The 25,488-nt window shown below is 57.7% G+C and carries 27 protein-coding genes and 1 tRNA gene; 5 read left to right on the forward strand and 23 right to left on the reverse strand.

What is annotated here, in order from left to right:
• Positions 1-22 precede the first annotated feature (22 nt).
• The 4 genes from DCC27_RS05410 to DCC27_RS05425 form a co-directional block, all read right to left on the reverse strand.
• A complete protein-coding gene (locus DCC27_RS05410) occupies positions 23-922 on the reverse strand; it encodes a hypothetical protein (protein ID WP_110101646.1) in 900 nt (299 codons plus the stop codon).
• The gene (locus DCC27_RS05415; RefSeq protein ID WP_146206457.1) at positions 912-1,925 is read right to left on the reverse strand and encodes a hypothetical protein; all 1,014 of its coding nucleotides are present in this window, start codon (positions 1,923-1,925) and stop codon (positions 912-914) included. Before DCC27_RS05415 ends, DCC27_RS05410 begins: the two co-directional genes overlap by 11 nt.
• A gap of 115 nt (positions 1,926-2,040) precedes the next feature.
• Complete coding sequence (locus tag DCC27_RS05420; protein ID WP_110101648.1) at positions 2,041-2,961, reverse strand: DUF4081 domain-containing GNAT family N-acetyltransferase; 921 nt, start codon at positions 2,959-2,961, stop codon at positions 2,041-2,043.
• A 52-nt stretch (positions 2,962-3,013) separates the two neighbouring features.
• Positions 3,014-4,354 carry an RIP metalloprotease gene (locus DCC27_RS05425; protein WP_110101649.1) on the reverse strand — a complete coding sequence of 447 codons (1,341 nt, stop codon included), beginning with the start codon at positions 4,352-4,354 and terminating at the stop codon, positions 3,014-3,016.
• A 429-nt stretch (positions 4,355-4,783) separates the two neighbouring features.
• Between DCC27_RS05425 and DCC27_RS05430 the strand changes: the two genes are divergently transcribed.
• Positions 4,784-5,254, forward strand: a complete 471-nt coding sequence (locus DCC27_RS05430) for a GNAT family N-acetyltransferase (protein WP_110098717.1) — start codon at positions 4,784-4,786, stop codon at positions 5,252-5,254.
• 65 nt (positions 5,255-5,319) lie between these two features.
• On the opposite strand, the gene DCC27_RS05435 is transcribed toward DCC27_RS05430, so the two are convergent.
• The 9 genes from DCC27_RS05435 to DCC27_RS05475 all read right to left on the reverse strand — a co-directional run bounded on the left by DCC27_RS05435 (position 5,320) and on the right by DCC27_RS05475 (position 13,451).
• Positions 5,320-5,898 carry a DivIVA domain-containing protein gene (locus tag DCC27_RS05435; RefSeq protein WP_158524784.1) on the reverse strand — a complete coding sequence of 193 codons (579 nt, stop codon included), beginning with the start codon at positions 5,896-5,898 and terminating at the stop codon, positions 5,320-5,322.
• Positions 5,899-5,948: 50 nt separating this feature from the next.
• Positions 5,949-7,082, reverse strand: a complete 1,134-nt coding sequence (locus tag DCC27_RS05440; protein ID WP_110101651.1) for a phosphatidate cytidylyltransferase — start codon at positions 7,080-7,082, stop codon at positions 5,949-5,951.
• Between the two features lie 20 nt (positions 7,083-7,102).
• Entirely contained in the window at positions 7,103-7,624 is a 522-nt protein-coding gene (gene frr / locus DCC27_RS05445; RefSeq protein ID WP_208392252.1) for a ribosome recycling factor, read from the reverse strand.
• Between the two features lie 156 nt (positions 7,625-7,780).
• Positions 7,781-8,563 carry a UMP kinase gene (gene pyrH, locus DCC27_RS05450; protein ID WP_110098721.1) on the reverse strand — a complete coding sequence of 261 codons (783 nt, stop codon included), beginning with the start codon at positions 8,561-8,563 and terminating at the stop codon, positions 7,781-7,783.
• Positions 8,564-8,685: 122 nt separating this feature from the next.
• The gene (gene tsf / locus DCC27_RS05455) at positions 8,686-9,522 is read right to left on the reverse strand and encodes a translation elongation factor Ts (protein WP_110101653.1); all 837 of its coding nucleotides are present in this window, start codon (positions 9,520-9,522) and stop codon (positions 8,686-8,688) included.
• A 60-nt stretch (positions 9,523-9,582) separates the two neighbouring features.
• The gene (rpsB, locus tag DCC27_RS05460) at positions 9,583-10,464 is read right to left on the reverse strand and encodes a 30S ribosomal protein S2 (protein ID WP_110098723.1); all 882 of its coding nucleotides are present in this window, start codon (positions 10,462-10,464) and stop codon (positions 9,583-9,585) included.
• Positions 10,465-10,740: 276 nt separating this feature from the next.
• Entirely contained in the window at positions 10,741-11,505 is a 765-nt protein-coding gene (locus DCC27_RS05465; RefSeq protein WP_110101654.1) for a response regulator transcription factor, read from the reverse strand.
• Positions 11,502-13,025 (reverse strand): cell wall metabolism sensor histidine kinase WalK, encoded by a 1,524-nt coding sequence (locus DCC27_RS05470; protein ID WP_110110871.1) that lies wholly within the window; start codon positions 13,023-13,025, stop codon positions 11,502-11,504. Before DCC27_RS05470 ends, DCC27_RS05465 begins: the two co-directional genes overlap by 4 nt.
• 6 nt (positions 13,026-13,031) lie before the next feature.
• Positions 13,032-13,451: a hypothetical protein gene (locus DCC27_RS05475; RefSeq protein WP_110101681.1), complete on the reverse strand. Its 420-nt coding sequence runs from the start codon at positions 13,449-13,451 to the stop codon at positions 13,032-13,034.
• A 161-nt stretch (positions 13,452-13,612) separates the two neighbouring features.
• Here DCC27_RS05475 and DCC27_RS05480 point away from each other — a divergent pair, with 161 nt between their 5' ends.
• Positions 13,613-14,281, forward strand: a complete 669-nt coding sequence (locus DCC27_RS05480; protein WP_146206460.1) for a M23 family metallopeptidase — start codon at positions 13,613-13,615, stop codon at positions 14,279-14,281.
• Position 14,282: 1 nt separating this feature from the next.
• Here DCC27_RS05480 and DCC27_RS05485 read toward each other — a convergent pair whose 3' ends face one another.
• The 6 genes from DCC27_RS05485 to DCC27_RS05510 all read right to left on the reverse strand — a co-directional run bounded on the left by DCC27_RS05485 (position 14,283) and on the right by DCC27_RS05510 (position 19,393).
• Positions 14,283-15,407 carry a glycosyltransferase family 1 protein gene (locus tag DCC27_RS05485; RefSeq protein WP_233488076.1) on the reverse strand — a complete coding sequence of 375 codons (1,125 nt, stop codon included), beginning with the start codon at positions 15,405-15,407 and terminating at the stop codon, positions 14,283-14,285.
• A gap of 86 nt (positions 15,408-15,493) precedes the next feature.
• Positions 15,494-15,570, reverse strand: a tRNA-Ile gene (locus DCC27_RS05490).
• 13 nt (positions 15,571-15,583) lie between these two features.
• The gene (locus tag DCC27_RS05495) at positions 15,584-16,795 is read right to left on the reverse strand and encodes a glycosyltransferase (protein WP_110098727.1); all 1,212 of its coding nucleotides are present in this window, start codon (positions 16,793-16,795) and stop codon (positions 15,584-15,586) included.
• Positions 16,796-16,912: 117 nt separating this feature from the next.
• A complete protein-coding gene (locus tag DCC27_RS05500; RefSeq protein WP_110101686.1) occupies positions 16,913-17,620 on the reverse strand; it encodes a CDP-alcohol phosphatidyltransferase family protein in 708 nt (235 codons plus the stop codon).
• 42 nt (positions 17,621-17,662) lie between these two features.
• Complete coding sequence (locus tag DCC27_RS05505) at positions 17,663-18,556, reverse strand: phage holin family protein (protein WP_110098728.1); 894 nt, start codon at positions 18,554-18,556, stop codon at positions 17,663-17,665.
• 177 nt (positions 18,557-18,733) lie between these two features.
• Positions 18,734-19,393: a hypothetical protein gene (locus DCC27_RS05510; protein ID WP_110098729.1), complete on the reverse strand. Its 660-nt coding sequence runs from the start codon at positions 19,391-19,393 to the stop codon at positions 18,734-18,736.
• Positions 19,394-19,539: 146 nt separating this feature from the next.
• On the opposite strand from DCC27_RS05510, the gene DCC27_RS05515 reads away from it, so the two are divergent.
• The gene (locus DCC27_RS05515; protein ID WP_110098730.1) at positions 19,540-20,055 is read left to right on the forward strand and encodes a GNAT family N-acetyltransferase; all 516 of its coding nucleotides are present in this window, start codon (positions 19,540-19,542) and stop codon (positions 20,053-20,055) included.
• Between the two features lies 1 nt (position 20,056).
• On the opposite strand, the gene bioB is transcribed toward DCC27_RS05515, so the two are convergent.
• The 3 genes from bioB to DCC27_RS05530 all read right to left on the reverse strand — a co-directional run bounded on the left by bioB (position 20,057) and on the right by DCC27_RS05530 (position 22,804).
• On the reverse strand, positions 20,057-21,208 hold the full coding sequence (bioB, locus tag DCC27_RS05520) for a biotin synthase BioB (RefSeq protein WP_243857746.1): 1,152 nt from the start codon (positions 21,206-21,208) through the stop codon (positions 20,057-20,059).
• Between the two features lie 158 nt (positions 21,209-21,366).
• On the reverse strand, positions 21,367-22,086 hold the full coding sequence (locus DCC27_RS05525; RefSeq protein ID WP_110098732.1) for a GAP family protein: 720 nt from the start codon (positions 22,084-22,086) through the stop codon (positions 21,367-21,369).
• A 61-nt stretch (positions 22,087-22,147) separates the two neighbouring features.
• Positions 22,148-22,804 carry a hypothetical protein gene (locus DCC27_RS05530; protein WP_110110873.1) on the reverse strand — a complete coding sequence of 219 codons (657 nt, stop codon included), beginning with the start codon at positions 22,802-22,804 and terminating at the stop codon, positions 22,148-22,150.
• Positions 22,805-23,112: 308 nt separating this feature from the next.
• Here DCC27_RS05530 and DCC27_RS05535 point away from each other — a divergent pair, with 308 nt between their 5' ends.
• Positions 23,113-23,823 (forward strand): thiamine phosphate synthase, encoded by a 711-nt coding sequence (locus DCC27_RS05535; protein ID WP_199445922.1) that lies wholly within the window; start codon positions 23,113-23,115, stop codon positions 23,821-23,823.
• On the forward strand, positions 23,820-24,524 hold the full coding sequence (locus DCC27_RS05540; RefSeq protein WP_110110874.1) for an FAD-dependent oxidoreductase: 705 nt from the start codon (positions 23,820-23,822) through the stop codon (positions 24,522-24,524). Before DCC27_RS05535 ends, DCC27_RS05540 begins: the two co-directional genes overlap by 4 nt.
• Here the strand turns inward: DCC27_RS05540 and DCC27_RS05545 are convergent.
• Entirely contained in the window at positions 24,486-25,454 is a 969-nt protein-coding gene (locus DCC27_RS05545; protein WP_110111083.1) for an IS481 family transposase, read from the reverse strand. The two genes, DCC27_RS05540 and DCC27_RS05545, sit on opposite strands and share 39 nt — an antisense overlap.
• Positions 25,455-25,488 lie beyond the last annotated feature (34 nt).

Raw genomic sequence — 25,488 nt, forward strand, 5'->3', positions numbered from 1 at the left:
GGAAAGTCTACCCCAGCGGAGTCTAGTCAGCGGGGGCCTTGAGTTCCTCGGCCAGCTGGTCAATAGCACTCAGTTCCTCAGCGTAGGCGCGCGGTGGCACGCTGAGAGCAACGGTGAGACGGCTACCGTCCTGGACCCAGACCGTAGAGGTACCCACGTGACCGAGGACTTCCTGATCGTCACCGCTGAGCGGGACCGCTGCTGGGGAATCTTCCGAGCTCTGGCCCGCAGGGCTGAGTGTGTACTCGGGTTCAGGGGTGTTTTCATCGTCCGTGGCAGATTCAGACTCGTCCTCGGATGCCTCATCGGTGACAGACTCCCCCGCAGCGGACTCACCCTGGCCATAATCTTCCAGATACACCGCAAACGCCTGGTCAGTGTGATGGGTGAGTTCTTCGAAGGTGATCTCGCGTTCTAAGGCCGGGCTCCCTTGGGGCTCAAAAAGGGCTCTCTGGCACGAGCTGGCGAATTCTCGGACCTGGTCGGTGTACCGCTTGGCTTCATCGGCATCGTCGAACTCGATGACCGCGAGTTGCCGAAAGTCAAAATTACCGGGCTCGGAGGCATCGACGTGTGTCCCGGTCACCGCCACGACGTCCTCGGCTGAGGGCAAGTCAGGCTTAGGGACGGGGCTTTCATCGCTTCCCCCGCTGACGCACTCACCTGTGGTGCCCAGCACATTCACGTAATCAATGGCGGCTTCCCCATCGACCACCTCGGCGCCGGGTCCCAGCACCTCGTTCAGGGTTTCGGCGATCTGGTCCTCGGTAATCGCAACCTCAGCGGTGTCTGTCGGCGACGGACCGTCTTCGGGCTGAAAGTCGTCTCGGCACCCGGACAACGTCAAGATGCCAACCATCGTCAGCGCAAGAATCCAGGTAGCGCGCTGTAACCGGGGCCTGTGTTCCGAGCTATGGTGCATGGTTCTCCTGCTCCGTCGCGATTTCGGGCAGCTGATCTACGATCTTAGTCAAGATCTCCACCAGACGAGACTGTTCCACAGGATGATCGACCGTGACCACCACCACGAGATGATTTTCTTGTCCCAGGGCTGTGGTGGTCGTGGTTTGTGCTTCCAACCGAGGTTGTAGTTGCGGGGCGGCGCTGGGCATTTCCTCGGCCGGTGTGGGAGGCGTTTCGACGGCGTCGGCAGTATCTGCCTGGTCTTGGGCTTCGTCAAGATCAATCACGGTCGTGCTGTTGATCAACAGAGTTTCATCGAATTCAGTGGCCAGCTGTTGAAGTTCCTCACCCACCTGGGCGGGATCGGCGGTGGGCGACGGTGCTACCGATTCGTCTCCGTCTCCACCGGTGGCGGTTTGGTCCTCAGTGGGTTCGTCCTCGACCTGCTCGCCGGCGAGCTCGGGGTTGGAGAAATCGCTGACCGCGGTCGTGACCTCCGCTTCGATGTCCTCGTCGAGGTCCACGAGATAGGTGGGACACTCCTTGGCAGCCTGGCGACGAGCTGTCAGATAATCTTCGGCCTCAGCCTCGGATTCAAATTCGATGATGGACGCCGACGTGGAGAGGGTCTCAGCGTCTTGTTCGGTAACCACGCCTAAGGTAGCGGCGGTGTTGGCCAACAGCTGTTCGTCAAAGGTGGTCTGGCACGAAGCAGGCGAAATCTCGTATTCTTCCAAGGCGCGTTCTTCCTCAATTAGCGCCTGCCGAGCCTGGTCCCCGTCGAGCGTCACGGCCTGATCTCCCAGGGCGTGACGAATGACCTGCAGCGACGCGTCTGAATCGGATTCAGCAGACGGTGACTGACTGGCACTGGCAGTGTCAGACGGTGTGGCCTGCGCACGTTCAGCCTCGTCGTCACCGCCGGCGCAACCGGCCAGCGCTAGCGCACACACCGCCCATAACGTTAGGTGTCCCGCTCTGCCTAGGGCCACACCACTGCCTTCCTCTTCACGTTCTGTCACGAGCTGTTTGCACGCTGTTTTTGACCTGTTTTGGAGTTCTCAGGTCGAAGCACATACTTCTCTCACTGTAGCCGAGTTTGTCCGGTATGGAGAACAGTGCAGGGCGCCGAAACGATCAGAACAACACCGTGGCGAACTCTCCGGTAACCTCGAACCCGACGTTACGGTAGGTCTTCAGCGCCGCCACATTGAAATCGTTGACGTAGAGCGAGACGACCGGGGCTAGGGTCAGGCTGTGAGCGACCACCGCTGACATCAGAGTGCTGGCCTCACCGCGACCACGCAAATGCTCGGGGATCCACACACCTTGAATTTGAATGCAGTCGTTGGTGACCACCCCCAGGTCTGCTTTGAACAGAACCTCTCCACCGATTCGGCGACCGGGGGTCTTCACCAGGCACCATCCGGATTCGATCAATTGTCGGACCCGGGCTCGGTAGGAGTTGGGGCTGTCCTTCATCGGTGAGTATCCGAGCTCTTCTGTGAACATCTCCACGGCAGCGGGAAAGACCGTGTTGAAGTCACCAGCTTGGGCGACCCGCACGTCGGGGTCGACCGGTACCGCAGAGAGGCTCCGGGTGGTCATCAGCGGTTGTGACGTTCGAATGGCGCGGGGTTGTTGCAACCCATACGACAGGCTAGACCAGATTCCGTGCACCGCGTCCCGCGGCCCGAAGATCGACCCATAGCGTCGGCCCAAGCACCGGATGGCCGTGCCCAGGATTTCTCCATAAAATTCATTGACCGCGACCGGGACGATATTGGACCCAACCCACACCGCACACCGGAGCTCATTCGGGTCGTGCTCGTCATCGATACCCAGAAATAGCCCGCGATGCAGGTCACGTCCAGGCCCAGCACCACGGCCGCCGTCGAGCAACGATTGGACATAGCAGTGAGCCACCGGGTCGCTGGCAACCAGTCGGGATAAGGCCTCGGTGTCGTCGTCGGAAAGGATCCGAACCATATCGCCGGTGGTCCGAGACAGCTGGTCTTCGGTGTCCAATAGCCAACGCATCTGCCGGGCAAATCTCATCTCTGGTATCCCTTCGACTGATACGAACGGCTCAAGGTGGTTCAGGCAGGCGCTAGTTGAGCGTCACCGGTTTGAAGATATCGGCCACTATCAACAGTACGCCCATGCCTAACAGGGCCACCGCAACGACGTAAGTCAGGGGCAATAGTCGTGAAATGTCGAAGGTAGGCGGGCGTGGTCTACCCCGGAGCTTGGCCCAGAGTTTGCGCCCACCATCCCAAAGCGCACCCACCACATGGCCACCGTCCAAGGGCAAGAGCGGAATCAGGTTGAAGGCCATGAGGGCAATATTAACCCCGGCGATCAGCGAGACCAGCATGGCCACCCGGTCCTGCAGGGGTATCTCGTCCATGGCTGCCGCCTCGCCGGCAATGCGACCGACTCCCACCACCGACATCGGACCGTTGGGGTCACGTTCCCCGTCGGTAATCAGCACTTGGGCGGTATCCCATAGCCGAACCGGCAAGACTACGATCACGCGGAAGGTGGCTTCCAATTGCTGTCCAATGACCGGGAAGGTCTGGGTGACCGGTTGTTGCACTCGTTCTACCTGCGATCCCATTCCCACGAATCCGACCTGGTGCGTGACAAGGTCGCCGGATTCGTCGGTTTCGGTGCGTCCTAGGTCGTCGACCACCGGGCGTTCGGTCAGCACCGGGGTAATCTCGGTGTCATGTTGTTGTCCCTCGCGCTCGTAGGTCATGGGCGTGGAGTCTCCGGCTCGTTGTCGGATCAAGCCGGTGAGTTCGTCCCAGGATTCCACCGCGACCCCGTTGAAGGAGGTAATCGTGTCACCGGGTTGTAGTCCGGCGGCGTAGGCCGGCCCATCTGGGTCATTGTCGTCGCATTCGGCGATCTCGTCCTGGGTGGCCGCGACTTGTACTGCCTGCACACACCGGTAGACCTCAGAAACCGTGGTGGTGGCGGTGTTCACCCCGAAGCTAGTGATTAAAATCCCGGTCAGAACCACCGCAATCAACAAATTCATCGCCGGACCGCCCAACATGATGATGATCCGTTTCCATACCGGTAGCTGGACGAACAACCGGTTCTCATCTCCGGGGCGAATCTCAGCCGCGGAGATCTCCCGGGCCTGTTGGGACATTTGTTGGAAGACGCCGGTCGACGAGGTTTTCGGCTTCTCGCCCGGGGCTTGGGGCGGGTACATCCCGATCATGGCCACGTAGCCACCCAGGGGAATGGCTTTGACCCCATATTCGGTCTCGCCACGGCGGATGGAGAACAGTGTCTTTCCAAAACCCACCATGTACTGGGTGACACGTACTCCGAAGAGTTTGGCCGGAACCAGGTGCCCGATCTCGTGCAACGCAATAGAGAGGATAATCCCCACGGCAATGGCCAAAACACCGAGGGTGAAAGCCAAAATCTCCACGGAGTACTCCTCTCATTTCTCATTGGGTTGTTTCTCACAAGGTTGTCTGCACGCGCTATCCAAGGGATAGTTCACCGGCCTATTATGCCGGTCAAACCTGTGAAGTGGGCTCGGATGAACGGTTGAATCCTCGTCGAGGCAGTGCTAGAGGCACAATGTCATCAGCTAGCACAGCCGCCAACTCCGCGACCACACACCCCCTAGCGGAACATCGCCGTCCACCCGGCCGGGCCGACCACGTTGAGTTCCTCAGACGAGGCAAGCGAACACCATCTGATGCGTGCCCGGCTGTGCTACCAGAAGACAGTTGTACCGCATTGGCCCAAGAGCTCGCGCCCAACGTGAGTGCTGTGCGGTTTGCAGGATCGGCACATCCCACGGTGGAAGAATGTAGAGTGGTGGGACTACCAGAGACCAGGAGGCAGTTGCATGATTCTTCGTGAGGTACGGACCGAGGACCTCGATGAGTTCTTTGTCCACCAGCAGGATACCTTGGCCAATCTGATGGCCGCCTTTGCGCCTCGCAATCCCCAGGATCGTGGCGTCTTCGATTTCCACTGGAATAGCTTGCTTCACGATGAGAACACCATCGTTCGCACCATCGAGGAGAACGGTCAGGTGGCCGGTGCGTTGATCTGTTTGAACATCGACGAGATTCCGGAACTGTCGTTCTGGACAGCCCGGGAGTTCTGGGACCAGGGCATTACCACTGCGGCGGTGGACCAGTTCCTGGAGGATTTCCAACAGCGCCCCATCCGCGCCATGGTTCCGGCTGACAACGCCGGGTCACAGAAGGTACTCACCCGACGTGGTTTCGAAAAGATTGGTGAAGAGCAATCCTTCTCAAATGCTCGCGCTGAGATTATCACGGAGGACGTGCTAGAGCTCAACCAACCCTAACCAGCCCTTGCGCCTGGTGGTTGCCTGGCGATCAGCTGGGACTGGGTCATGCCTTGATCAACATTCTAGCTGAGGTTGATCAGCAATTCGATTCCAGCTTGCACAAAGGCATCAACCTCGGCCTCTTCGTAACCCTTCTTACCTTTAGCGGCGCGGAAGGTCGTGGCTCGAAGCTGTTGGGCAGTGACCGTATCGCGATCGGTAAAGTGAGCAAAAAGGGTCTCACATACCGCGTCGACATCTTCAACACGGTAGCTGATGGCCTTTGATTTCTTGGGGCGACGGAAACGTTGCCCGGCTGGGCGCTGAAGGCGACCCATCAGTTCCCGGATGGAGTCATCAAGGTAGCTGTTCCACGCTTCCAGGCCATGGCTCTCAATAAATTCATCTCGTTCGGCCCGTCGGAATGCGTCCTCGAGACGGTCCAAGACCTTGTCGACCTGATGGGGTGCATACCCGCCTTTGACCGCGGCGAAGGAGACATCACGCACGTCGTTGGCCGCCATGAATTCATTCCCGTCATAAGCAGAACGCGCCCGCGCGATAAATTCATCAACCTGGTTCGGCTGGTAACCATAGGCTTTTTTCTCCACCCGAGTAAAAGGAGAACTCTCGTGCTCGGTTCGTGCAGCCCGTCGGCCCATGGTTGTATCCTTCCTGACGGATGTGAGTTGCTCGGTCATCTACTCGTAGCCTAGGGCAAAAGAACCACGAACAGCGCGAACGCCACTGGAGCACCAAAAACGAGGGAGTCCAACCGGTCCATCACTCCCCCGTGCCCGGGCAACGTGTTGCCCATGTCTTTGACACCGAGATCGCGTTTGACCATCGAGGCCGCAAAATCGCCAGTAGTGGCTACCACGACCATGACGAGGCCGACAATCACCGACCGCCAGACTTCCAAGTCAAGCATGAACCAGCCAGCCCCAATCGAGACCAGGACGGCTCCGACCAAAGAACCCGCGAAACCTTCCCAGGATTTTTTCGGTGAGATCTGTGGCGCCATCGGGTGTTTGCCAAACAAGGCTCCGACGATGTACCCGAAGGTGTCATTGGCAACGACGGCCAATAGGAACAATGCGACCATATAGTTGCCCTCGGGCTCCTGCATCAACACGACCCCGAACGAGAGCATAAAGGGGACCCAAAGCACGATGAATCCGGTGGTCATTGCCGCGGCTAGGGGCCGGTAGGGATCACTGACTACAGTCCAAAACACCGCAAGGATCATCGTCCCGAACAGGGCGAACACCATAGCGTCGATGCCACCAAAATACGCCGAAATGGGCATCGCAAGGGCCCCGACCCAGAGCGGTACCAAAGGTACCTCAATCTTGTAGGGGCGATACAACCGGGACATTTCCCAAGTGCCCACCAGCAACAGGAGTGAGATGAGCACCATCACCACCACGGGAACCCAGAAGATCCCGATGATGGCTGCGACGAGCAGAACCGCACCGACGGCAATCGCTGCCGGAAGGTTACGACCAGCCGTCGATTGTTTGGGTTCTTCTAGCTCGGCTGGACGTTCCGAGACGGTGGTAGGTGCCACCATGGGATCGTTGTCAACGTAGGTGGCGGGCTCGGCTGTCTCGGGGTCTGTGTCATTGGACTCACCGCGTTCAGCACCAACCGTCTCGGGAAGAGCCCGTTGGTGCTCGATTTCGGCTTGGGCGGCTTCCAGAGCCTTGCGTTCTTTCCGGGTTTGGGGAATGATCCGGCCGGTTTCCGGGTCCCGGACCAAATTCTCGAAGCCCTCAAGCTCGGTAATAACCGGCTCCTCACCTGGTGAGGATCCGGTGTTGCCTGTGGGGTCTTGTTGGCTCATGTGGTGCACGTTAGAGGTGCTTAGACCTCCATGAGGTCCTGTTCTTTGTTCTTGGCCATCTCTTCAACCTGGTCCACGTACTTACGGGTCAGGTCATCAAGTTCTTTCTCACCACGTTTGCCTTCGTCTTCGCCGATTTCGCCGTCGTTAACCATCTTCTCGAGGGTTTCTTTGGCTTTGCGACGGGAATTACGTATCGAGACCTTGTGATCTTCGGCCTTTGATTTAACCAGCTTCACATATTCGGCTCGACGCTCAGCGGTCAACTCCGGCATGACAATCCGGATCACTTTGCCGTCATTGGAGGGATTAGCTCCCACCTCGGAGTCAGACAGGGCTTTTTCGATCTCACGCAGGGCGGATACGTCATAAGGTGCAATCAGCAGGGTACGGGCATCCTGTGCGGTGAAGGAGGCAAGTTGTTGCAAGGGGGTGGGAGTACCGTAGTAGTCGACCAGAACCTTGGCAAAAAGACCAGGTGTGGCTCGACCGGTGCGCACCGAGGCAAAGTCCTCGGAGGTGGCCTCCAGGGTTCGTTCCATCGCGGCCTTGGCGTCATTGAGTACTTCGCTGGTCACGGAATCTCCTTCAACATTATGAACTTGCCCAACCGGCTCCGGTTGGGCGAACTTAATCGCCTGATTACCATCTTAGGACAGCTTAGGTGCAGTCACCGTCGTGTTGATACGGCGGGGCGGTTATGACTCCACCGTAGTACCGATGCGTTCACCGAGCAGTGCTTTGGTGACGTTACCCTTTTGCTCCATGCCAAAAACCATCATTGGCAAATTATTATCTTTGCACATCGTCATTGCGGTGAGATCCATCACTCGGATATTTCTCATGATGGCTTCGTCGTAGCTGAGGTGGTCAAAGAGCTGAGCATCGGGGTTCGTCTTGGGATCGGCCGTGTAGACACCGTCCACACCGGACTTGGCCATGAGCACCTCGTCAGCACCGACTTCTAGGGCCCGTTGGGCCGCGACAGTGTCGGTGGAAAAGTACGGCAGACCGGTACCGGCGCCGAAAATTACCACACGGCCTTTTTCCATGTGTCGCACCGCGCGCTGAGGAATGTACGGTTCAGCAACCTGTGACATGTGAATCGCAGACTGAACCCGGCAATCCACGCCAGTTTGCAACAAGAAATCCTGTAAGGCCAGGGCATTCATCACAGTGCCGAGCATACCCATGTAGTCGGCACGCCGGCGTTCCATGCCGTTCTCGGATAGTTCGGCTCCACGGAAGAAATTACCGCCTCCGACAACGATGGCAATCTGGACCTGGTCAGAGGCCGCCGCAATTTGTTCGGCCACGAACCGAACCGTTGTGGGATCAACCCCCACGGAGCCACCGCCGAAGACTTCACCGGAGAGTTTCAAGAGCACCCGACGCCTCCGGGTCGAAGGGTCAGATTCTGCAGATCTCGGCCCATCTTGGAGGCCTCCGGGAATATTAATAGCCGGGGTGGGTTCGGTCATGGTCTCCTCCTGCAATGGTTCACCGGATCTGAACGAAGTCAGCGATATTAATGAAAAAGTTTGGGGCAGTCAGAAGGGGTGAACACTTAGTTATAAGTGTTCACCCCTTCTGCTGTTCATGCTTAGGCGCCGACGCGGAAGCGTGCGAACTGCACGGCTTCGGTGCCGGCTTCTTCCAGTACCCTACCCACAGTGGTCTTGGAATCTTTAGCGAATGGCTGATCCACCAGCACGACATCCTTGTAATAGCCGTTCAATCGACCATTGACGATCTGCTCCATGGCCTTTTCCGGCTTGTTCTCAGCACGAGCGGTGTCCTCAGCCACGCGACGCTCATTCTCAACGGTTTCGGCCGGAACTTCGTCACGGGTCAGGTAAGTCGGAGACAGAGCTGCAATGTGAACTGCAACGTCGTGAGCTGCTTCCTGAGCCTTCTCGTCATCGGTGGAGACAGCCATGAGCACACCGACCTGGGCTGGCAGGTCTTTACTGGTCTTGTGCAAGTATGCGTCAACGTACGCACCGGAAACCCGGGCGACACGACGAACCGCGACCTTTTCACCCAGGGTGGCAGCCTCCTCGGTGACGTATTCGCCCAGGGTCTTACCATCGTACTCAGCGGCCAGCAATGCCTCAGCGTCATCGGCTCCACTGGAAACGGCGACCTCGAGGACGTTGTTAGCCAGATCGATGAACTTCTGGTTCTTGGCCACAAAGTCGGTCTCGCAGTTGATCTCGACCATCACGCCTTCGCCGTCGTTGACAGTAGCGACGATCAGACCTTCAGCAGCGGAACGACCTTCACGCTTGGTCGCGCCCTTCAAACCCTTGATCCGAATGATTTCCATGGCTTTCTGGGCGTCGCCTTCGGCTTCATCCAGGGCCTTCTTGACATCCATCATGCCTGCACCGGTACGTTCGCGCAGGTCCTTGATATCAGCGGCAGTGTAGTTGGCCATTCAGTAATCCCATCCTTAGGTTTCTGAGTTATTGGTGGTGAGTAGGTCGAAAGGTCAATCTCACTCGGAGTCAGTCTGAGACTGAGGTGCTGGCGCGGTAGCCTGATCCTCAGTCGTGGCCGGCTGCGTTGCGGTCTCGGCGGGTTGCTCGGCCTGTGCCTTCTGTTTGGTCTCAGTCTGTTCACCGAGGAGCAGGTCACGTTCCCACTCAGCCATCGGCTCTTCACCGCCGGCCTCTCCCTGCTTGCCCTGATTGCGTGCCAGTAGACCATCGGCCACAGCGTCTGCAACCACGCGGGTCAGCAATGCCACTGAGCGGATCGCGTCGTCGTTGCCCGGAATCGGGTAGGTGACTTCGTCCGGATCGCAGTTGGTGTCGAGGATTGCGACCACGGGAATGCCAAGTTTCTTGGCCTCGTCCACAGCCAGGTGTTCTTTCTTAGTGTCAACGATCCAGACCGCAGAAGGGGTGCGACTCATGTTGCGGATACCACCAAGGTTAGCCTGCAACTTCTGCATTTCGCGCTGTAGCAGCAACAGTTCCTTCTTGGTGTGGCCGGACCCGGCAACATCTTCGTAGTCGATTTCTTCCAGTTCCTTCATGCGATTGACACGCTTAGAAACGGTCTGGAAGTTCGTCAGCATACCGCCAAGCCAGCGGTGGTTGACGTAGGGCATCCCGACCCGGGTTGCCTGCTCAGCAATGGCCTCCTGGGCCTGCTTCTTGGTTCCTACAAACAGGATGGAACCGCCGTGTGCCACGGTTTCTTTAACGAAGTCGTAGGCGCGGTCGATGTAAGACAGCGATTGCTGCAGATCAATGATGTAGATGCCGTTGCGCTCGGTGAAGATGAAACGCTTCATCTTCGGGTTCCAACGGCGAGTTTGGTGTCCAAAGTGAACACCAGAGTCCAGCATTTCACGCATCGTAACGACGGGCATGTCGCTCCTTTACCGTCAGCCTTCGCGGCCTGCGCCGAGGCTGACATTTTTCTTGTCTATCGGTTACTTAGCACCACAACCGGTTGGTCGGCGCTCCTGGCACGACGGCGGTTTCCCGACACAACACCAGCACCCCGTGATGGGGACCGAAGGGGTTATGTTGTCTGACTAGACACTCACATCGTGCGCGAAGTCAGTACCATCGCAGGCTGATTTGCCGGCCTGGATACTACTGCTTGTATCAGCATACCGTATTTTCCCGTGGCCCTAACCGCGTCAGGAGCGACCATGCCAGTGTTTTTCCTCCACGAGCCGATAGCCGATTCCCCGCACCGTTTCGAAGCGGTCCGCACCGAGTTTATTGCGTAAGTACCGAACGTAGACGTCGACCACGTTGGAGCTACCTGTAAAGCCCTCGCCCCAGACTCTACTTAGTAACACATCTCTGGTGAGCGCCTGCCCGGGGTTGCGGAAGAATAATTCTGCCAGGGCGAACTCGCGCGGTGAGAGATCAACCGGCTTGCCGTCCACAGTGACCAAATGTCGGGTGGAATCGATAACGACTTCGGCGTGACTGACCACGTCGTGACCTTGTGCGTCGTGGACGGTGTTGCCGGCATGGGGCGAGGCGGTTGGCTGATCGTGCGGGGCGCCCGCTGCTTGCTCACGATTCTCCCGGTCTCGAAGTCGCAACCGGATGCGAGCCACCAGTTCGGGGAAACGGAACGGTTTGGGAACATAATCGTCGGCCCCGGACGTCAATCCCTGGACGGTCGCTGCCCCAGAGGTTCGTGCTGTGAGAATAATGACAGGAAGATCCGAAAATCTGAGTCGAATTTGTTCAAGAACCTCGAAGCCATCCATATCGGGCAGTCCCAGATCGAGGATGATCAAATCCCACTCTTCGGTGCGCACCAGCGCGAGACCCTTGGCGCCGGTGGCAGCGACTACCGGGTCAAATCCCTCAGCCGACAGACCGTTGAATACAAAATCCGAAATACGTGGCTCATCTTCAATCACGAGAATACGGGCTACTGTCATTCGGTGCTCTCCTGACGCGAGGAACTGGTGGTGAACAAGGTTTTGCCTGAGCCGGAGGGATAGGGCAATGACATCGTAAAAGTCGATCCGACATCGAGCTGAGACCGGACAGAGACCACGCCACGGTGTGCACGAACTATCTCTTGAACAATGGTCAGTCCGAGCCCGGGCCCTTCGGTGCCGGAAGCGTTACGGGCTCGACCGAAACGTTCGAAGATCGTGCTCAGATCGTCGACGGCGATCCCCGCACCATAGTCAGTAATCCAGAGATCGAGGCTACGGTCGAGAACCTCGCCACTGTCTAAGCGCTCGACCAGGCGCGAGCCCAGCGTGATTTCACTATCGGGTTCAGAGTGTTTGACGGCATTCTCGGCGAGTTGTAACCATGCTTGAGTGATGCGGTGTTCATCTAAGGGATAGATCACGTCGGCGGTTTCGGCTACGCTCCAGGTACGCGTGCCCAGCTGTTCGGATTTTCGGGCGACATCATGAGTCAGCGTGGCTACGTCTACGGGTATCGGTTGCACGAAATCTGGGCGGTTTGAGGTAGCTAGCGTCATCAGGTCTTCAGTGAGCCGGGTGGCTCGTTCAAGCTCGTGCAGAGAAATGTCGCGTACTCTCTCCACGTCGTCGGGATTGTCACTTTTCATCAGTTCCAAATTGCCCTGAATGATGGTCATCGGGGTACGAATTTCGTGGCCCACATCGTCGAGTAGCTGTCGTTGGGACGAGAAACTGTCTTGGAGACGATCGAGCATGGCATTGACGTCTTGAGAGAGACGGGCAACGTCATCGTCACCAGTCACCGGCGCTCGGCGGTCAAGGTCCTCGTCGGACGAGATCTTGGCCGCGGTGGCTTGAAGTTGCCGGAGTGGTGCAAGGAGTCTGCCAATCAGCACCCAACCGGCAACGGCGATCAATACGACCACCACGCCAGCGGTAATGCCGAAAGTCATAAAAGTGCGGTTGACTTCCTGCAGGCTTGCTCGCTGGTCTTGTGCAACCACCAATACTGACGGCTCGGGGTCTTCAAAAAAAGACACCGGAATGGAGACCACCCGGTACGTAGTCAGCTCGGTCCGCACGGTTTCCAACGTTACCGCGGTGAATTCCGCTGATTGAACGCGACGTTCGAGCAAGGACACGAGTTCTGGGTCGTGTTCCAGGCGGGTGGGCACAGATTCATGAGCGGTCCAGACCACCCCGTTCCGGTTCAGGCCCAGCATGCCTTCATGGGCTTCGGGCATGTGCCGAGCCATGGCTACGTAGATCAGCTGGTCTGACTCGTTAAAGGGCTCTCCCGTTTCAGGGTCTACACCCTGTTCGGCCAAGATACGCACTTCGTGAACGGTTCGGGTCAGCCCGTCGTCCATGCGCTGAAGATAGGCGCCACGCTGCAAGAGATAGGACAATGCCCCCGTCAGGCTCAGCGCTAGTAGGGTCATGGCGATCAAAAACAGCACCACTCGGGTGCGGACCGAGAGCCGTTTCCAAGCTGGTGCTTGCTGCTCTTTGTTCACGCTGGCCTAGTCGTCGTCATCATCGTCCTCATCATCCCCGTCTTCATCGTCATCATCATCGTCATCATCATCGTCTGGCTGGTAGGGCGAAGGTGCCGGTGGGCCAACGTTCTTCGGGCTCACTTCGTTTACTTCGGTATTGCCGGGTGTTTCTGTTGGCTGAGCTTCGGACGAGAGGTTCTGAGAAGAACCGGTGATCTTAGATGAGGTCGCGGGCACGGGTCCAGATGATTCGTCGGCGACGGCTTGGGATGGGCGGTGTTGAGAGGAGGTGGGGGTCTGATTCACGGAAATCGGAGGACTGAGTTCCACCTCATCCGAGCCACCAGAGAGATTGACCCAGAGCATGCCCAAACCGATGATCACGGCGGCCAGCGCTACCGCCGACCCACCCCATAGCAGGGCTGTCCTTCCACCTGTTGACATGATGCCTATTCTGTCGTTTTTTCGTGAGACCTCAATGAGAATGTGCGCTCACCGTGTCCTCATCATGACATATCTACACTCTCCCGGGGAACAAGACTTTCCTCATCCACAGTTCCCTTTCTTGCTGGATCCAAGTACTGGTGGCGGACGATGCTACGGATATGACGACGACACAACGTTTTTGTTCCGAAGTTCCACGGCGAGACCAACGTGCTCCCGGGCGTCGTGAAATCGGCAGACGACTCCTTGGGCTACTCGCGATGATCTGGCTGATGGGGTTGTTTCCGGCTGCGACGGTGCTCGCCACTCCCCACTACTCCCCTGTGTCGAGATCGCCTCTGACTGTGTTGCCAGCAGACACTCAATGGGACCCACCGGTTCCCGGCGCGAGTCCGCAGGACATTGTCACCAGTTTTGATCCACCGACTGCCCCGTGGTCCGCTGGCCACCGTGGGATAGATCTCGTTGCTCCATCGGGCACCGTGGTCGCTCCCGCTCACGGGCGGGTGACGGTGGCTCAGAAAGTGGTGGACCGACATGTCGTGACAGTTGAGCACCCCAATGGTCTGTTGTCATCGTTCGAACCGGTGGTGACCGAGCTCGAGGTCGGAGAAACGGTGCAGACCGGGGATGTCATCGGGGAGATTGAACCGGGCGTGGACCACTGTGATGTTTCGTGCGTGCACTGGGGGGTGCGAGTTCCCGATGGATGGCGCATTGGCTCGACGCTTCGAGATCGCTATATCGATCCGTCATTGTTGCTGGGATGGCAACGGCCGTCGGTGTTATGGCCACTCGACCATGATCCGCCGGTCGCGCCGGAACACTGAGTCACGCACCGCGGCGACGCTGGTCATGAACGCGGTAAGCCAGATCGATGAGTCGACGGGCCGAATCCTCCCAGCGGTAGCACTGCGATTGCTCTCGCGCTGCAACCGAGGCCCGCGCGAAGTGTTCGGGCTGGTTGAGCGTGATAGCGGCCTGTGCAAAGTCAGAGAGCCAGTCCGAGTCCTGCAGATCGATAAAGTGGGCGTGCGGTCCTTCCCCAGCGATATCCCGGAATATCTCGATATCGGAAACAATCACCGGGGTTCCTTCTTCCATTGCTTCGGCCAGTGGCAAGCCGAAACCCTCGGTACGAGACAATGTCACGAGGGCGGTGGCAGTGCGCAAGAGCTGGTGATATTCCTCTTCGGATGTACCGTGATGCAGGATCACCTGTTCGGACCCAACCCCGGCCTCAGCAGCGACAGCAGCCAATTCTTCTTCCCGTTGTGGTGAAATTTTTGACAATAGATGTAGCTGATACTCAGGGAGTTCTGCCATGGCCCGGACGAGCTCGTTGACATTTTTGTAGTCCATGAACGAGCCCATATAGACCAATGATTTATCCGGTTGCTGGTGTGGATCACGGGGCTGGGAAACCTCATGGGCCGCATTGGAGATCACGGTGATGGGACGAGTGGTTAGCCGGTGTTTGCGCATGAGCCGTTGCGTGGTACGCGACACCGTCGCCACGGCATCCGCTCTGTTCAGCACCAGCCGTTGCGGCCAGTAGGCCAGGTGATAGAGTCGCCACAGTCCACGCACCGGGGCGGGCAAATCATGTGGCGGGGTGCGGTGTTGATAATAAATCAGGTCGTGCAGGGTGAGAATCAGCCCGTAGTTCCTCCCCCACGACCCCATGGTCTGCATAGGGGAAAACACCACATCGGGTTCTAATGCGTTGATCCGTCGAGCAATGAATGGTTCGGCCGGAGACGTCGGTGCGGGCATGAGCTCCCACGGGACATTATTGGGCAGGAGCTTGAGCTGTGCGGTATCGCTGATGAGCATGGAAACAGGATGCTGGGCGGCCACCGCTTCGATCAGGGAGGACCCGTACCGAGAAATCCCGTCGTGGAAATCGGTGCGGGTGTATCGAGCGTCCATCACCAGCCTCAACGTTGTGGTCATGGGCTTCCTTCCCTCGATGACGTTCTCCCCACGAAAAGGTACCTGGCTCACACCTGATCAGATTGGTTGCCTGGTGAGATGGCAATTGGTGGGGCGTGTGGGACTTGAACCCACGACAAAAGGATTATGAGTCCTCTGCTCTGACCAACTGAGCTAACGCCCCAAGGCTCAAGAATCTATCGTAGCGTAGCTTCGGGGAGCAACTGAGTTGCTTCTTCAAGGGTGGCGCCACGGTACAGTGCTTCCAACACATCAACGCTAGCGGACTCAGAGTGCCGCAATGCGATCTGATACGAGCGCTCGCCCATCTTCTGGCGTTCGGCCGGAGCTGCCAGTAAAACCCGTTGCAACTTATCCGCTAAGTCTCCAGCGTCGCCAGGAGTGAACAGATACCCATTCTCTCCTTCATTGACCAAATGTGGGAGCGCCAACGCGTTGGCCAGGATCACCGGCTTCTGTGCGCTCATCGCCTCCAGAGAGACCAAAGACTGCAATTCAGCTGTTCCTGGTTGGCAGAACGCATCGGCCCGCAAATAAGCGACTCGCAGTTCCTCATCACTAAGATGACCCAAAAACCGGACCCGATCATCGACCCCCAGGGACTCAGCCAGATCCCACAACCGGTACCGCTGCTCACCGTCACCGACGATTTCTGCATGAATCTCCGGTCCAGTATGGCTCAGCGCACGCAGGAGCACATCAATATTCTTCTCCACGGCCAGCCGGCCGACAAACAACACCGTCGGGTATGGGTTTTTGGGGATTTCTTCGCCCTCGGCAAGCTGATATTTTGCCGCATTAATGCCGTTAGAAACCGGTAGCACCAAATCTAGGCCCGCTCGCTCGCGCATCGTTTGAGCTGACAGCGGGGTCGGTGTTGTCACGGCGACGGCTTTACCCATTAGTCGTCCCATATCGCGCCAGGAATTCTTCGACACAATATTACGGAACCACTGCGGAAACGGAAGGAAGGGGTCCAAATTCTCCGGCATAAAGTGATTGGTGCACACGGTACGAATCCGTCGCTTCTCAGCTTGTAAGATCGCTGCCTCACCGATCATGTAGTGGCACTGCGCATGTACAACATCAGGTTTGATCTCATCCAAAAGCGCCCCAATCGCCTGTCCCGCATGCGATCGCGAAACCAGCCGATAGGTTTCGTGGGTCGGCGCCGGACACGACTTCAGACGGTGCACGGTTGCCTCGTCGCGGTACTGGACCGTGTCAGGCCCCGCCTCGTTGCGGGCCGAGACCACGTGGACATGATGACCGCGCCGATGCAGTTCAGTGGCAAGACGGAAACATACGGTTGCGGCCCCGTTGACGTCTGGCGGATAGGTATCGGCAGCGATCAGGAGGGTCAGCGGGCCGGATTCAGGTACGGGCACAAGCTTCCTTTGGTATGCGGGATAGGCAACGGGAATATTTGCTAGCTAACATATCAACTCGTTGCACGACTGTCATGGAAGCAGACAACAAGGCGGTTCTCAACCGAATCGCCTTTTTTAGTCGGATGCCGAGCTACCTCGTTCGTGCAGTCCGTGGCTGAGGTCTTCACTCGGCTCGTGAGTATAAGCCATGGACCAGCTTCGACGGTGGCGCGGATTAATGTTCTGGGAGCGTAACGAGTTGTACTTTTGAATACCTCGCCAGGCGTAGTCAACCGCGGCCAGCACGTGACCGGCACTACCAGGGATCAAAAAGACGTAAGCAATCAGGTTCAACCAGTTAGACTCAGCGACTCCCTGGGCCAGGACCAGGGCCGGGATACCAATCATCAGCAACGCGGTGCGAACCTTGCCCAGCACTGTGACCTCAAGTTCTGGGCTACCCAGAAATAAGAACGCCATCAGGATAGCCAGCAACAGGTCTGGCACAATCAGGCTGAGTGCTAACCACCACGGAGCGAAACCAGACAGTGCCACCGACACCACGACGATGATAATCCCGATGCGGTCGGCCACCGGATCCAGCCACTTTCCAACCGTGGAAATTTGGTTCAGTCGCCGTGCTAAATATCCGTCAATCCAGTCGGTGGAGAACAACACCACCAAAGTGATGAATGCCCAGACATACTCATCAATGACCAGCAACCAGACAAAGACCGGCACCAGCAAAAACCGGACAAAGGTGATGATATTGGGTATGGTCAGCCACCGGTCGGTGACAACATAGTCAATATCGTCGCGGGTACCTGCACCAATCAGTCGCATCAGGACGGTCCTGAGCTCCATCGGGTGGTAAGAGCCACAGGGTTAGTCCTTCTTTTTGTTCAGACGACGGACTAAGACAGCGAAAGTAGTCACCGAAGCACCCAGCAGAGTCAATGGAGCCCAGCGGTCTTTGACGAATTCACCTGCGTCGTTGACTTTCTCGCCTGCTGCTGCCGCGGTCGAGTAGGAAGAAACCGGACGCAACTGTTCTGCACGGGTAGCCGAATCGACGCGCCCCAGGGCGTGGTCGGTGAAGGTCGCCAGCTGGGCTTTGACGTCAGTCTTCTCATTCAGGCCGGAGCGAATGTCACCGAGGTGACGGCGACGCAAGTCCATGCGGTGGCGGATTTCGTCATCGCTGGGCTTGATATCAGGAATGCCCTCCGGTGCCTCACCGCGCTTGATCGCGGCTTTTTGTTCCTTCTGCGCCTGCTTGATGAGTTCTTTCTCGCGCTCTTTATCGATCTTCTTCTGCTCGGCCTTTTCGGCCTCGAGGCGATCGAACTCCACTGGGTCGAATGCGTTACCTTCCGTGAGGTATCCAATGTCGTGCTTGACCCCGCGAATCAGGTCAGCGGGAACAAGAGGCATCGCAGCCATGATTCGCCAAGCGCCAATACCGATCAGGATCAGAGTCAGAACGAAGGCTCCCAGAGCGGTCCAGAGTGCCGCAACCCAGATATTGGTTTGAGTAGCAAAGCCTCCGATCATTGCCACGATCAAGGCCACGATGGTGATAAACAGGAACAAGAGGCCGACAACCGCAAATCCGGCCCCTACCCCGATGGTCACACCTTTGGAAGTGGCATGAGATTTTAGTAGTTGGAGGTTGTCCTTTAACTGTTTCGGCACCAGGCGCGAGCCAGTTGTGGCCAGATCCATCAGCGAGCTGGACCGAGTCTGATCTGAGACGGTCGGGGCACTCTTCTGAGCCATTCGAAAATTCCTACTCTCCACGGGAGGTGTTCAGTACCAGCAACAAACTATCATGACCGGTGCACCGACGAGAACCATCGGGCCCTCGTCGGTGCACCAAACGTCTACTCAGCGTGTTTCTCTCAGTATTTCACACCTTGGGCTTGAATGCCTGGGGGAATTCACACAATGACCAGATTAGTTAGCGGGCACCGTCTCTTCAGCAAGATCCTGGCCATTGGTGTCGTCGAGGTCAACGTCCCACCGCAATTGGTCATCGTCCTCATCCAATTCCAGCTCGTCGACGATCGCTTCATCATCGCGTCCCTGAAGGACTTGCTGAGCTGCTTCAGCCGCGGTGACCGTGGCTTGTTCGGCTTTCTGCGTATCGTCGTCATCGCCGTCGTCTTGCTCGGTCTCGGTGACCTGACCTTCTGGAGTGATCACCAACTCATAAAGAGCACCCGAAGAAACTACGTCAACTTCATAGCTTGCACCAGAGTCCTCGCGATCCACTGCAATGACCACCCCATCACTATATTCATTCAGTGCCGCATCAATCACGCCGAAGACCGCGTCCTCGCTTTCCGCGGTACCGTTTGAGTCGTTGGCACTACTAGCGTCATCATCCTGATCATCGCTGTCTGACTGGTCGTTTTCTTCCACCTGGCCATCAGCGTCGGCACCAGCATTCTGGTTGTTCGCCTCGGTCCCAGAGTCTGCGCTCTGCTCAGCGGGGGCATTTGCTGAAGTGTCGGTACCTTGTTCTTCGGTCGAGCAACCTGTCAGCGTGGCCAGTCCCAGAACGCTAAGCCCCAGAACAGTGGTGACATGGCGGGTAGTGGTAGTCGTCATCATCAGAATCTCCTCCTTGCGGGATTACATCTCGTCGTGATTCTGTTTTGACCCGAGGATGCTATTCCCCCGGCTGATGAGTCTGAACGTATCGAGAGTTTGTGAGAAGGCTATGAGAATTGATGCGTATGAGGCCTAAACTGACACTCATGAGCCCAACGATTCGCCCCGCGCGTCCGCAAGATACCGCCGAAATCCTTCAGATGATCCAGGCCCTTGCCGTGTACGAGAAAGAGCCTGATGCCGTCCGCAATACTGCCGAGCAGTTGCAAGTCCATCTTTTCGGCCCGCACCCTGCCATTTTCGCCCACGTCGTTGACGCGCCCGGTCCCAGCGACGGCCGGCTAGCTGGATTCGCATTATGGTTTTTGAACTATTCCACGTGGGAGGGGACGCACGGAATCTATCTCGAGGACCTCTACGTGCGTGCACAACACCGTGGCCAGGGATACGGCAAGGCGCTACTACAGCATCTGGCCAGTATTGCCGTAGCGCGCGGTTACCGCCGGGTCGAGTGGTCAGTGCTGGACTGGAACCAACCCTCCATTGATTTCTACCGCCACCTCGGGGCCTACCCCATGGATGGCTGGCACGTCTTCCGGCTCGATGGCCCCGCACTCCAATCGTACGGAACTTCGCAGGATTCCAACCGGCCAGAGGCGTAAATTAGGCATTCGGCGCGTAGTCAGTCCCAGCTCCCCGCAACCGGATCGACGGAATCAACACACCGTCGGGGTCTGTCTCGTGGCCTGTGACCGTGGGACGCGGTTTACCGCAAGGCAAGGACTCCGACGCCGCCGTAGCCACAGATTCGTTGACCTTCTGAGCCGGCTGGGGATCGGTTGATACAGCAGCCAGATGCGCAGCACGGTGTGCTTTGAGCTCGTCACGTAATTGTTGTGCATCTTCAGTGCCCACGATAGAGAATCCGCCATCGACGATCATGTCAAGATCTTCTTCAGCCGGTTGCCCCTCTGAGGTGAGATAGTCTCCCAAGAATAATGAGTTAGCCACATGGAGCGATAGTGGCTGTAGCGAGCGCAAGTGCATTTCTCGACCACCCGCGATCCGCAGTTCGCGGTCAGGACACATAAACCGCACAGCGCACAGGATGCGCATGCATTGCTGTGGGGTGAGATAATTGGTCCCCGCAAGAGGGGTGCCTTCAAAGGGGATCAGGAAGTTGACCGGAATCGAGTCTGAGTCGACGTCCCGGAGCGACTCAATGGTTTCGATGATCTGCTCATTGGTTTCGCCCATACCCACAATCAGACCCGAGCACGGTGACAATCCAGCATTTCGGGCCTTACCGACAGTATCAACGCGGTCAGCAAAGGTATGAGTGGTGCAGATATTGCCGTAATGTGACTCAGCGGTATTGAGGTTGTGGTTATAGGCATCTACTCCTGCTTCTTTCAATCGTTCCGCCTGCCCGTCTTTGAGGAAGCCCAAGCAGGCACACACCTCAACACCGGGATTGGCCGATTTGATGTCCTCTACCATCCCAGAGACCTTCTTAATGTCTCGATTCGAAGGCCCGCGTCCGGAGGCCACCAAGCACACGCGCGAGGCTCCACCGGCGAGCCCGAATTCAGCTTGTCGCCGTGCTTCATCAGCATCAAGCCAGGAGTACTTGAGAATCTCGGTATCTGACCCCAAGCGCTGTGAGCAATAACCACAGTCTTCAGGGCACAGACCAGACTTCAGGTTCACTAGGTAGTTAACCTTGACCTGGTTGCCAAAGTACTTTCTGCGCAAGCGACTCGTAGCGCTGACGAGCTCCATCAAGTCAGTATCTGGACTGGTCAAAATTTCCATCGCGTCGTCAGCGGAAATGACTTCACCGTTTTCAACGCGGTCTGCGAGTAATCCGTAGTTGAACACTGTTCAATCCTTGAACACTGTTCAGGAAATGTCAACCTCCTCACACAAACGGCACGCTTGCCTCCACCGCTCACCTGTGGCGAAATCTGGCGCTAAAGCAGCTCAAAGATACCAATTCCTGCGATAACGACACCGAAAATTGCGGTAAATCCCGCGCTGGAGGATGTCGCCTGTTCAGAAAGTAACTCGTCGAGCGTCGTCAGGGGCCCGGAGACTGTCTTCGGGAAAAAACACCGCCCCAGCGCCAGCAGTAAGGCTGGCATAATCATCACCACACAATACAGGGCCAGCAGACTAGCCGATTGCCACAGACTCAGCTCCTGAGCGACCAAGATGCCGATCGCCGCCAGATAGGGAAGCATGGTGGCCACCTCCAACACCACTGCTGTCAGAGCGAGGCTTGTCATTAAGGACGCCGATTTCAACCCCGAACTCTCGGACTGCATGATGTGGTCTCTGATTCTCCGCAAGACGCCTGGGCCTCGCTTCGGCGCCTTCCGGACGCGGTTTCTTCGGCGATCACGCCACATCAGAAACACCCCAATCATGACAGCCAGGGCCCCGATGAACACCAGAATCCAAGAGAACCCCTCCGATTCAAATACTGACCGGTACCGAGCAAACAGAGCGTCAGCACCTAATAGGAGGGCCAGACCAATCGCGTAGTAACTCAGCGCCACGACAGCTAGGTAGGTCGCAATACGACCAAAGCGGAACTGTCCCGGTGCCATCGTCAACCACACCGGAATGAGCAGTGTCCCGAAAGCCGTGGAGTCTAAGAGCGCGAGGCCACCAATCACGAGGAGCAACATCAAGGGCGAATATACCAATCAGGTCAGCGGAACAGTTCAGAACGAGCTCCGGGTACAGGACTCACGCGATACCGAGTTCATTACCTACCATCCCCCAGGTTTCGTCGGCAGTGTTCTTCTGCTCTCTGACTCTGTTACTCGGTGAGACCTGTTGGTGTTCCTTCTGACGCTGTAGTGCTCTCTGATACATCTGCTCGTTCATCACTACTGGCATCGTCTCGTGGCCTGGCATCGGGTCCATCCCCTGAGACTTCATCCAGTCGAACGCCCGACGCATCAACACGTCCAACTGCATCATCGTCTCCTTCTGCCACTTCAAGCTCTGTCTCTCCATCTCTTCCAGCTTGAACGGTCGCACTCGTTCCCGACGCAACTGTACTTCGTGGCTGATCACGATCGCCTTCAGATAGTTCCTGAATTCCTCGGTCACGTCCTGAAACCTCGGAAGTTCCAGTGCCCGATCCAGCACCGACGGAAACTCCCCGTCCACTGTCTCCTCGTGGTACATCTCCACCAGAGACTGCAGATACGGGGTCTCCTCCAACGGGTTCTGCCACACGTTGGGATCCTCGTCCCATGCGTCCTGTTGGGCCTGCCACCGATCGTGTTTGCGTTGCATCACGATCGGATCCCCGAACCGTTCCTCCCACAGCAGTTCTGGTTCGATCCTGGGTTGGTTCATCCTCGGTTCTGGTTCAATCTCGGGTCGGTTCATCATCACTTCCTCTCCGAGTTCTCTGTCATCTCAAAAACATGACATATCTGAATAACTTCTTGGTTGACATAACGCCACAGGGATCGTTTGATGTCAACCCCTCGAATCTCTTCTTCAGTTCGAGCCGGGTTCATCACAGAGTGCTCTCGTGTGCCGGGCTCAGCGTAGAGTAGTACCTCGAGGCGACACCGTATCGTCATCAGCCAGTCCGTCCCTTGTTCCGCGCTGATCCGTTGCGGTAGTCGTTAAAGTGTCTGAGACCACAGTCGTATGGGGTAGCGACATCCGGATCGATCTGAAGGAACGAGCGGTTGGATCAAAGCAAACACCCGAACGAGAGCTTCCTGGAGTGCTACTTCGTGACCGGACGAACCGTGCCCCACCCCACTCCCGAGCCAGATGAAGCTGAAATAGAAGCGATCGTGGATATTGCTCGGCGCGCGGTTGCTGGTGGCGCGGGCATCGTACAGGTTCGGAGTAAGCCGATTAGCGTCCGTGCCCTGACCCGGCTTTCGGTCAACATTGCAGTTGCGGTCGAAGAGGTCAACCCGCAGACCAAAGTGGTCATCGATGATCGCGTCGATATCGCAGTCGCGCTGATGCCAGACCACCATGTTCACGGAGTACACCTAGGCCAAGATGATTTGGACCCCAGACTCGCCCGGCGGGTCTTGGGGCCTCAAGCCATCATCGGACTAACCACCGGCACACTGCCACTGGTTGAACAGGCCAACGAGTATGCCGATGTCATTGACTATGTGGGCGCTGGGCCCTTTCACCCAACACCTACCAAGGACTCCGGACGCGAGCCCTTAGGACTAGAGGGGTATCCCGCCCTCGTCGAGGCCTGCCGAGTTCCGGTGGTAGCAATCGGTAGCGTGCGCGCCGAGGATGCGGGCGATTTGGCCGCCACGGGGGTCGCCGGTGTCGCTATTGTACGAGGCTTCATGCAGGCTGAAGACCCCGCGGCCGTTGCCCAGGAAGTCAACCAGGCCTTTGCAACCCGGGGGATCACCCGATGACGACGAACGCCTCCGCTACCCGCCTTGTCTCCCCCGTTGGGCACCTCATCATTGGTGCCGGCATTATTGGGCTGACAACCGCAATCGAGTTGTTACGCCACGGGGTTCCCGCTCAAGACATCGCGCTCGTCGACGCCCACCCCATCAGTGGTGCCTCCCGCGTGGCTGGAGGCATGCTCGCCCCGGTGGCGGAGGTCCAATATGGACAAGAAAAGCTGTATCCGCTCATGGTGCGTTCGGCTGAACTCTGGCCACAGGTGGTGGACTGGATCCGGGAACGCACCACACTGCCGACAGGATATCGGTCCGAATCCACGCTCGTTGTCGCCGCTGATCGGGCCGATGCGACCCACGTATCTGAGCTCCACGCGCATCAGACCCACCACGGCATGGACGTCCGCCGCATCACCATACGCCAGGCCCGGACCTTAGAGCCGGGACTTTCCCCGCAGTTGGCGGGGGCAGTGGAAATCCCGGGAGATCACCAGGTCAATCCACGATTGTTTTGTGTGGCATCGCTTCAGGTACTCCAAGAAGCCGGGGTGCGACTGATAAAGCAACGGGCAACGGCACTGACCTTTGACTCGGCGCGCTGTACCGCGGTGCGCCTGGCCACCAATGATGTCGTCGAGGTCAGCGGGAGCGTCTATGTCTGCAATGGCCTAGGTGTAGTTCCCCGTGAGGTTGTGAACGCGATCTGAGGGCGTTGAGCCTCCGATACCAGTGTGGGGGCGGTGGTGATTATAGTAATGCAACCAGTCCGCGTAGGTCGCGGCGCGGGCTTCGTCACTGTAATAGGTATCGGCATAAGCCCACTCCTGGGCCAGAGTGCGGTTGAAGCGTTCGACCTTGCCATTGGTCTGAGGCCGGTAGGGCTTGGTGAAGCGATGTTTGATCTTGTCACCCAGCATGTCGCGGAATAGGCGTGACCGGTAGCAGGCACCGTTATCGGTCATGACTGCTTGCACGGTGATCCCAGCCTCGCTGAAGAATGCGTTGGCACGTTGCCAGAAGGCTGCTGCGGTGTCTTGGCGTTCATCGGTTAGGATCTCGGAGTATGCCAGCCGGGAGTGGTCATCCACCGCGTGATGCAGGTAGGCATAGCCGCGGCCTTTGTTGCCGTAGCCGTTGTTTTTGCGGCCAGCTGCCCCGAGTTTGCGGTGGCCACCGCCGTCAGGGATGCGGCCCAGTTTTTTGATATCCACATGCACCAGCTCACCGGGTGTGGCCTTCTCATAACGCACCGGTGCCGGTTTCCGCACCGGCAACCCGGTGGCCTGGTCTAACCACGCCAGTGGTGGCATCTTGTAGCGGGCCAGCACCCGACCCACAGTGGAACGAGCGATCCCCAGGTGGTAGCCAATCCGGTGCGGGCCCCACTGCCGAGTAAATCGCAACGCAATGATACGCCGCTCCCGCCGTGGAGATAACCGGTTGGGCGACGTCTGCGGCCGCGAGGACCGGTCCGTCAACGACTCCCCGGCACGGTAGCGTCTCGCCCATTTCGAAGCGGTGGCTGGTGAGACTTGGAATCGCTCAGCAGCGCGACGAATCGTCCAACCATCCTCGACAATCAGCACGGCAAGGCGTCTGCGACCTTCAGGCGTCAAGGGTGCATTAGGGTGGGACATTGAAGACCTCCGGTTTTCAGGATGGACGGTTGTG

This window comes from Auritidibacter sp. NML130574 (assembly GCF_003185725.2).
In the GTDB taxonomy this organism is placed as follows: Bacteria; Actinomycetota; Actinomycetes; order Actinomycetales; family Micrococcaceae; genus Auritidibacter; species Auritidibacter ignavus.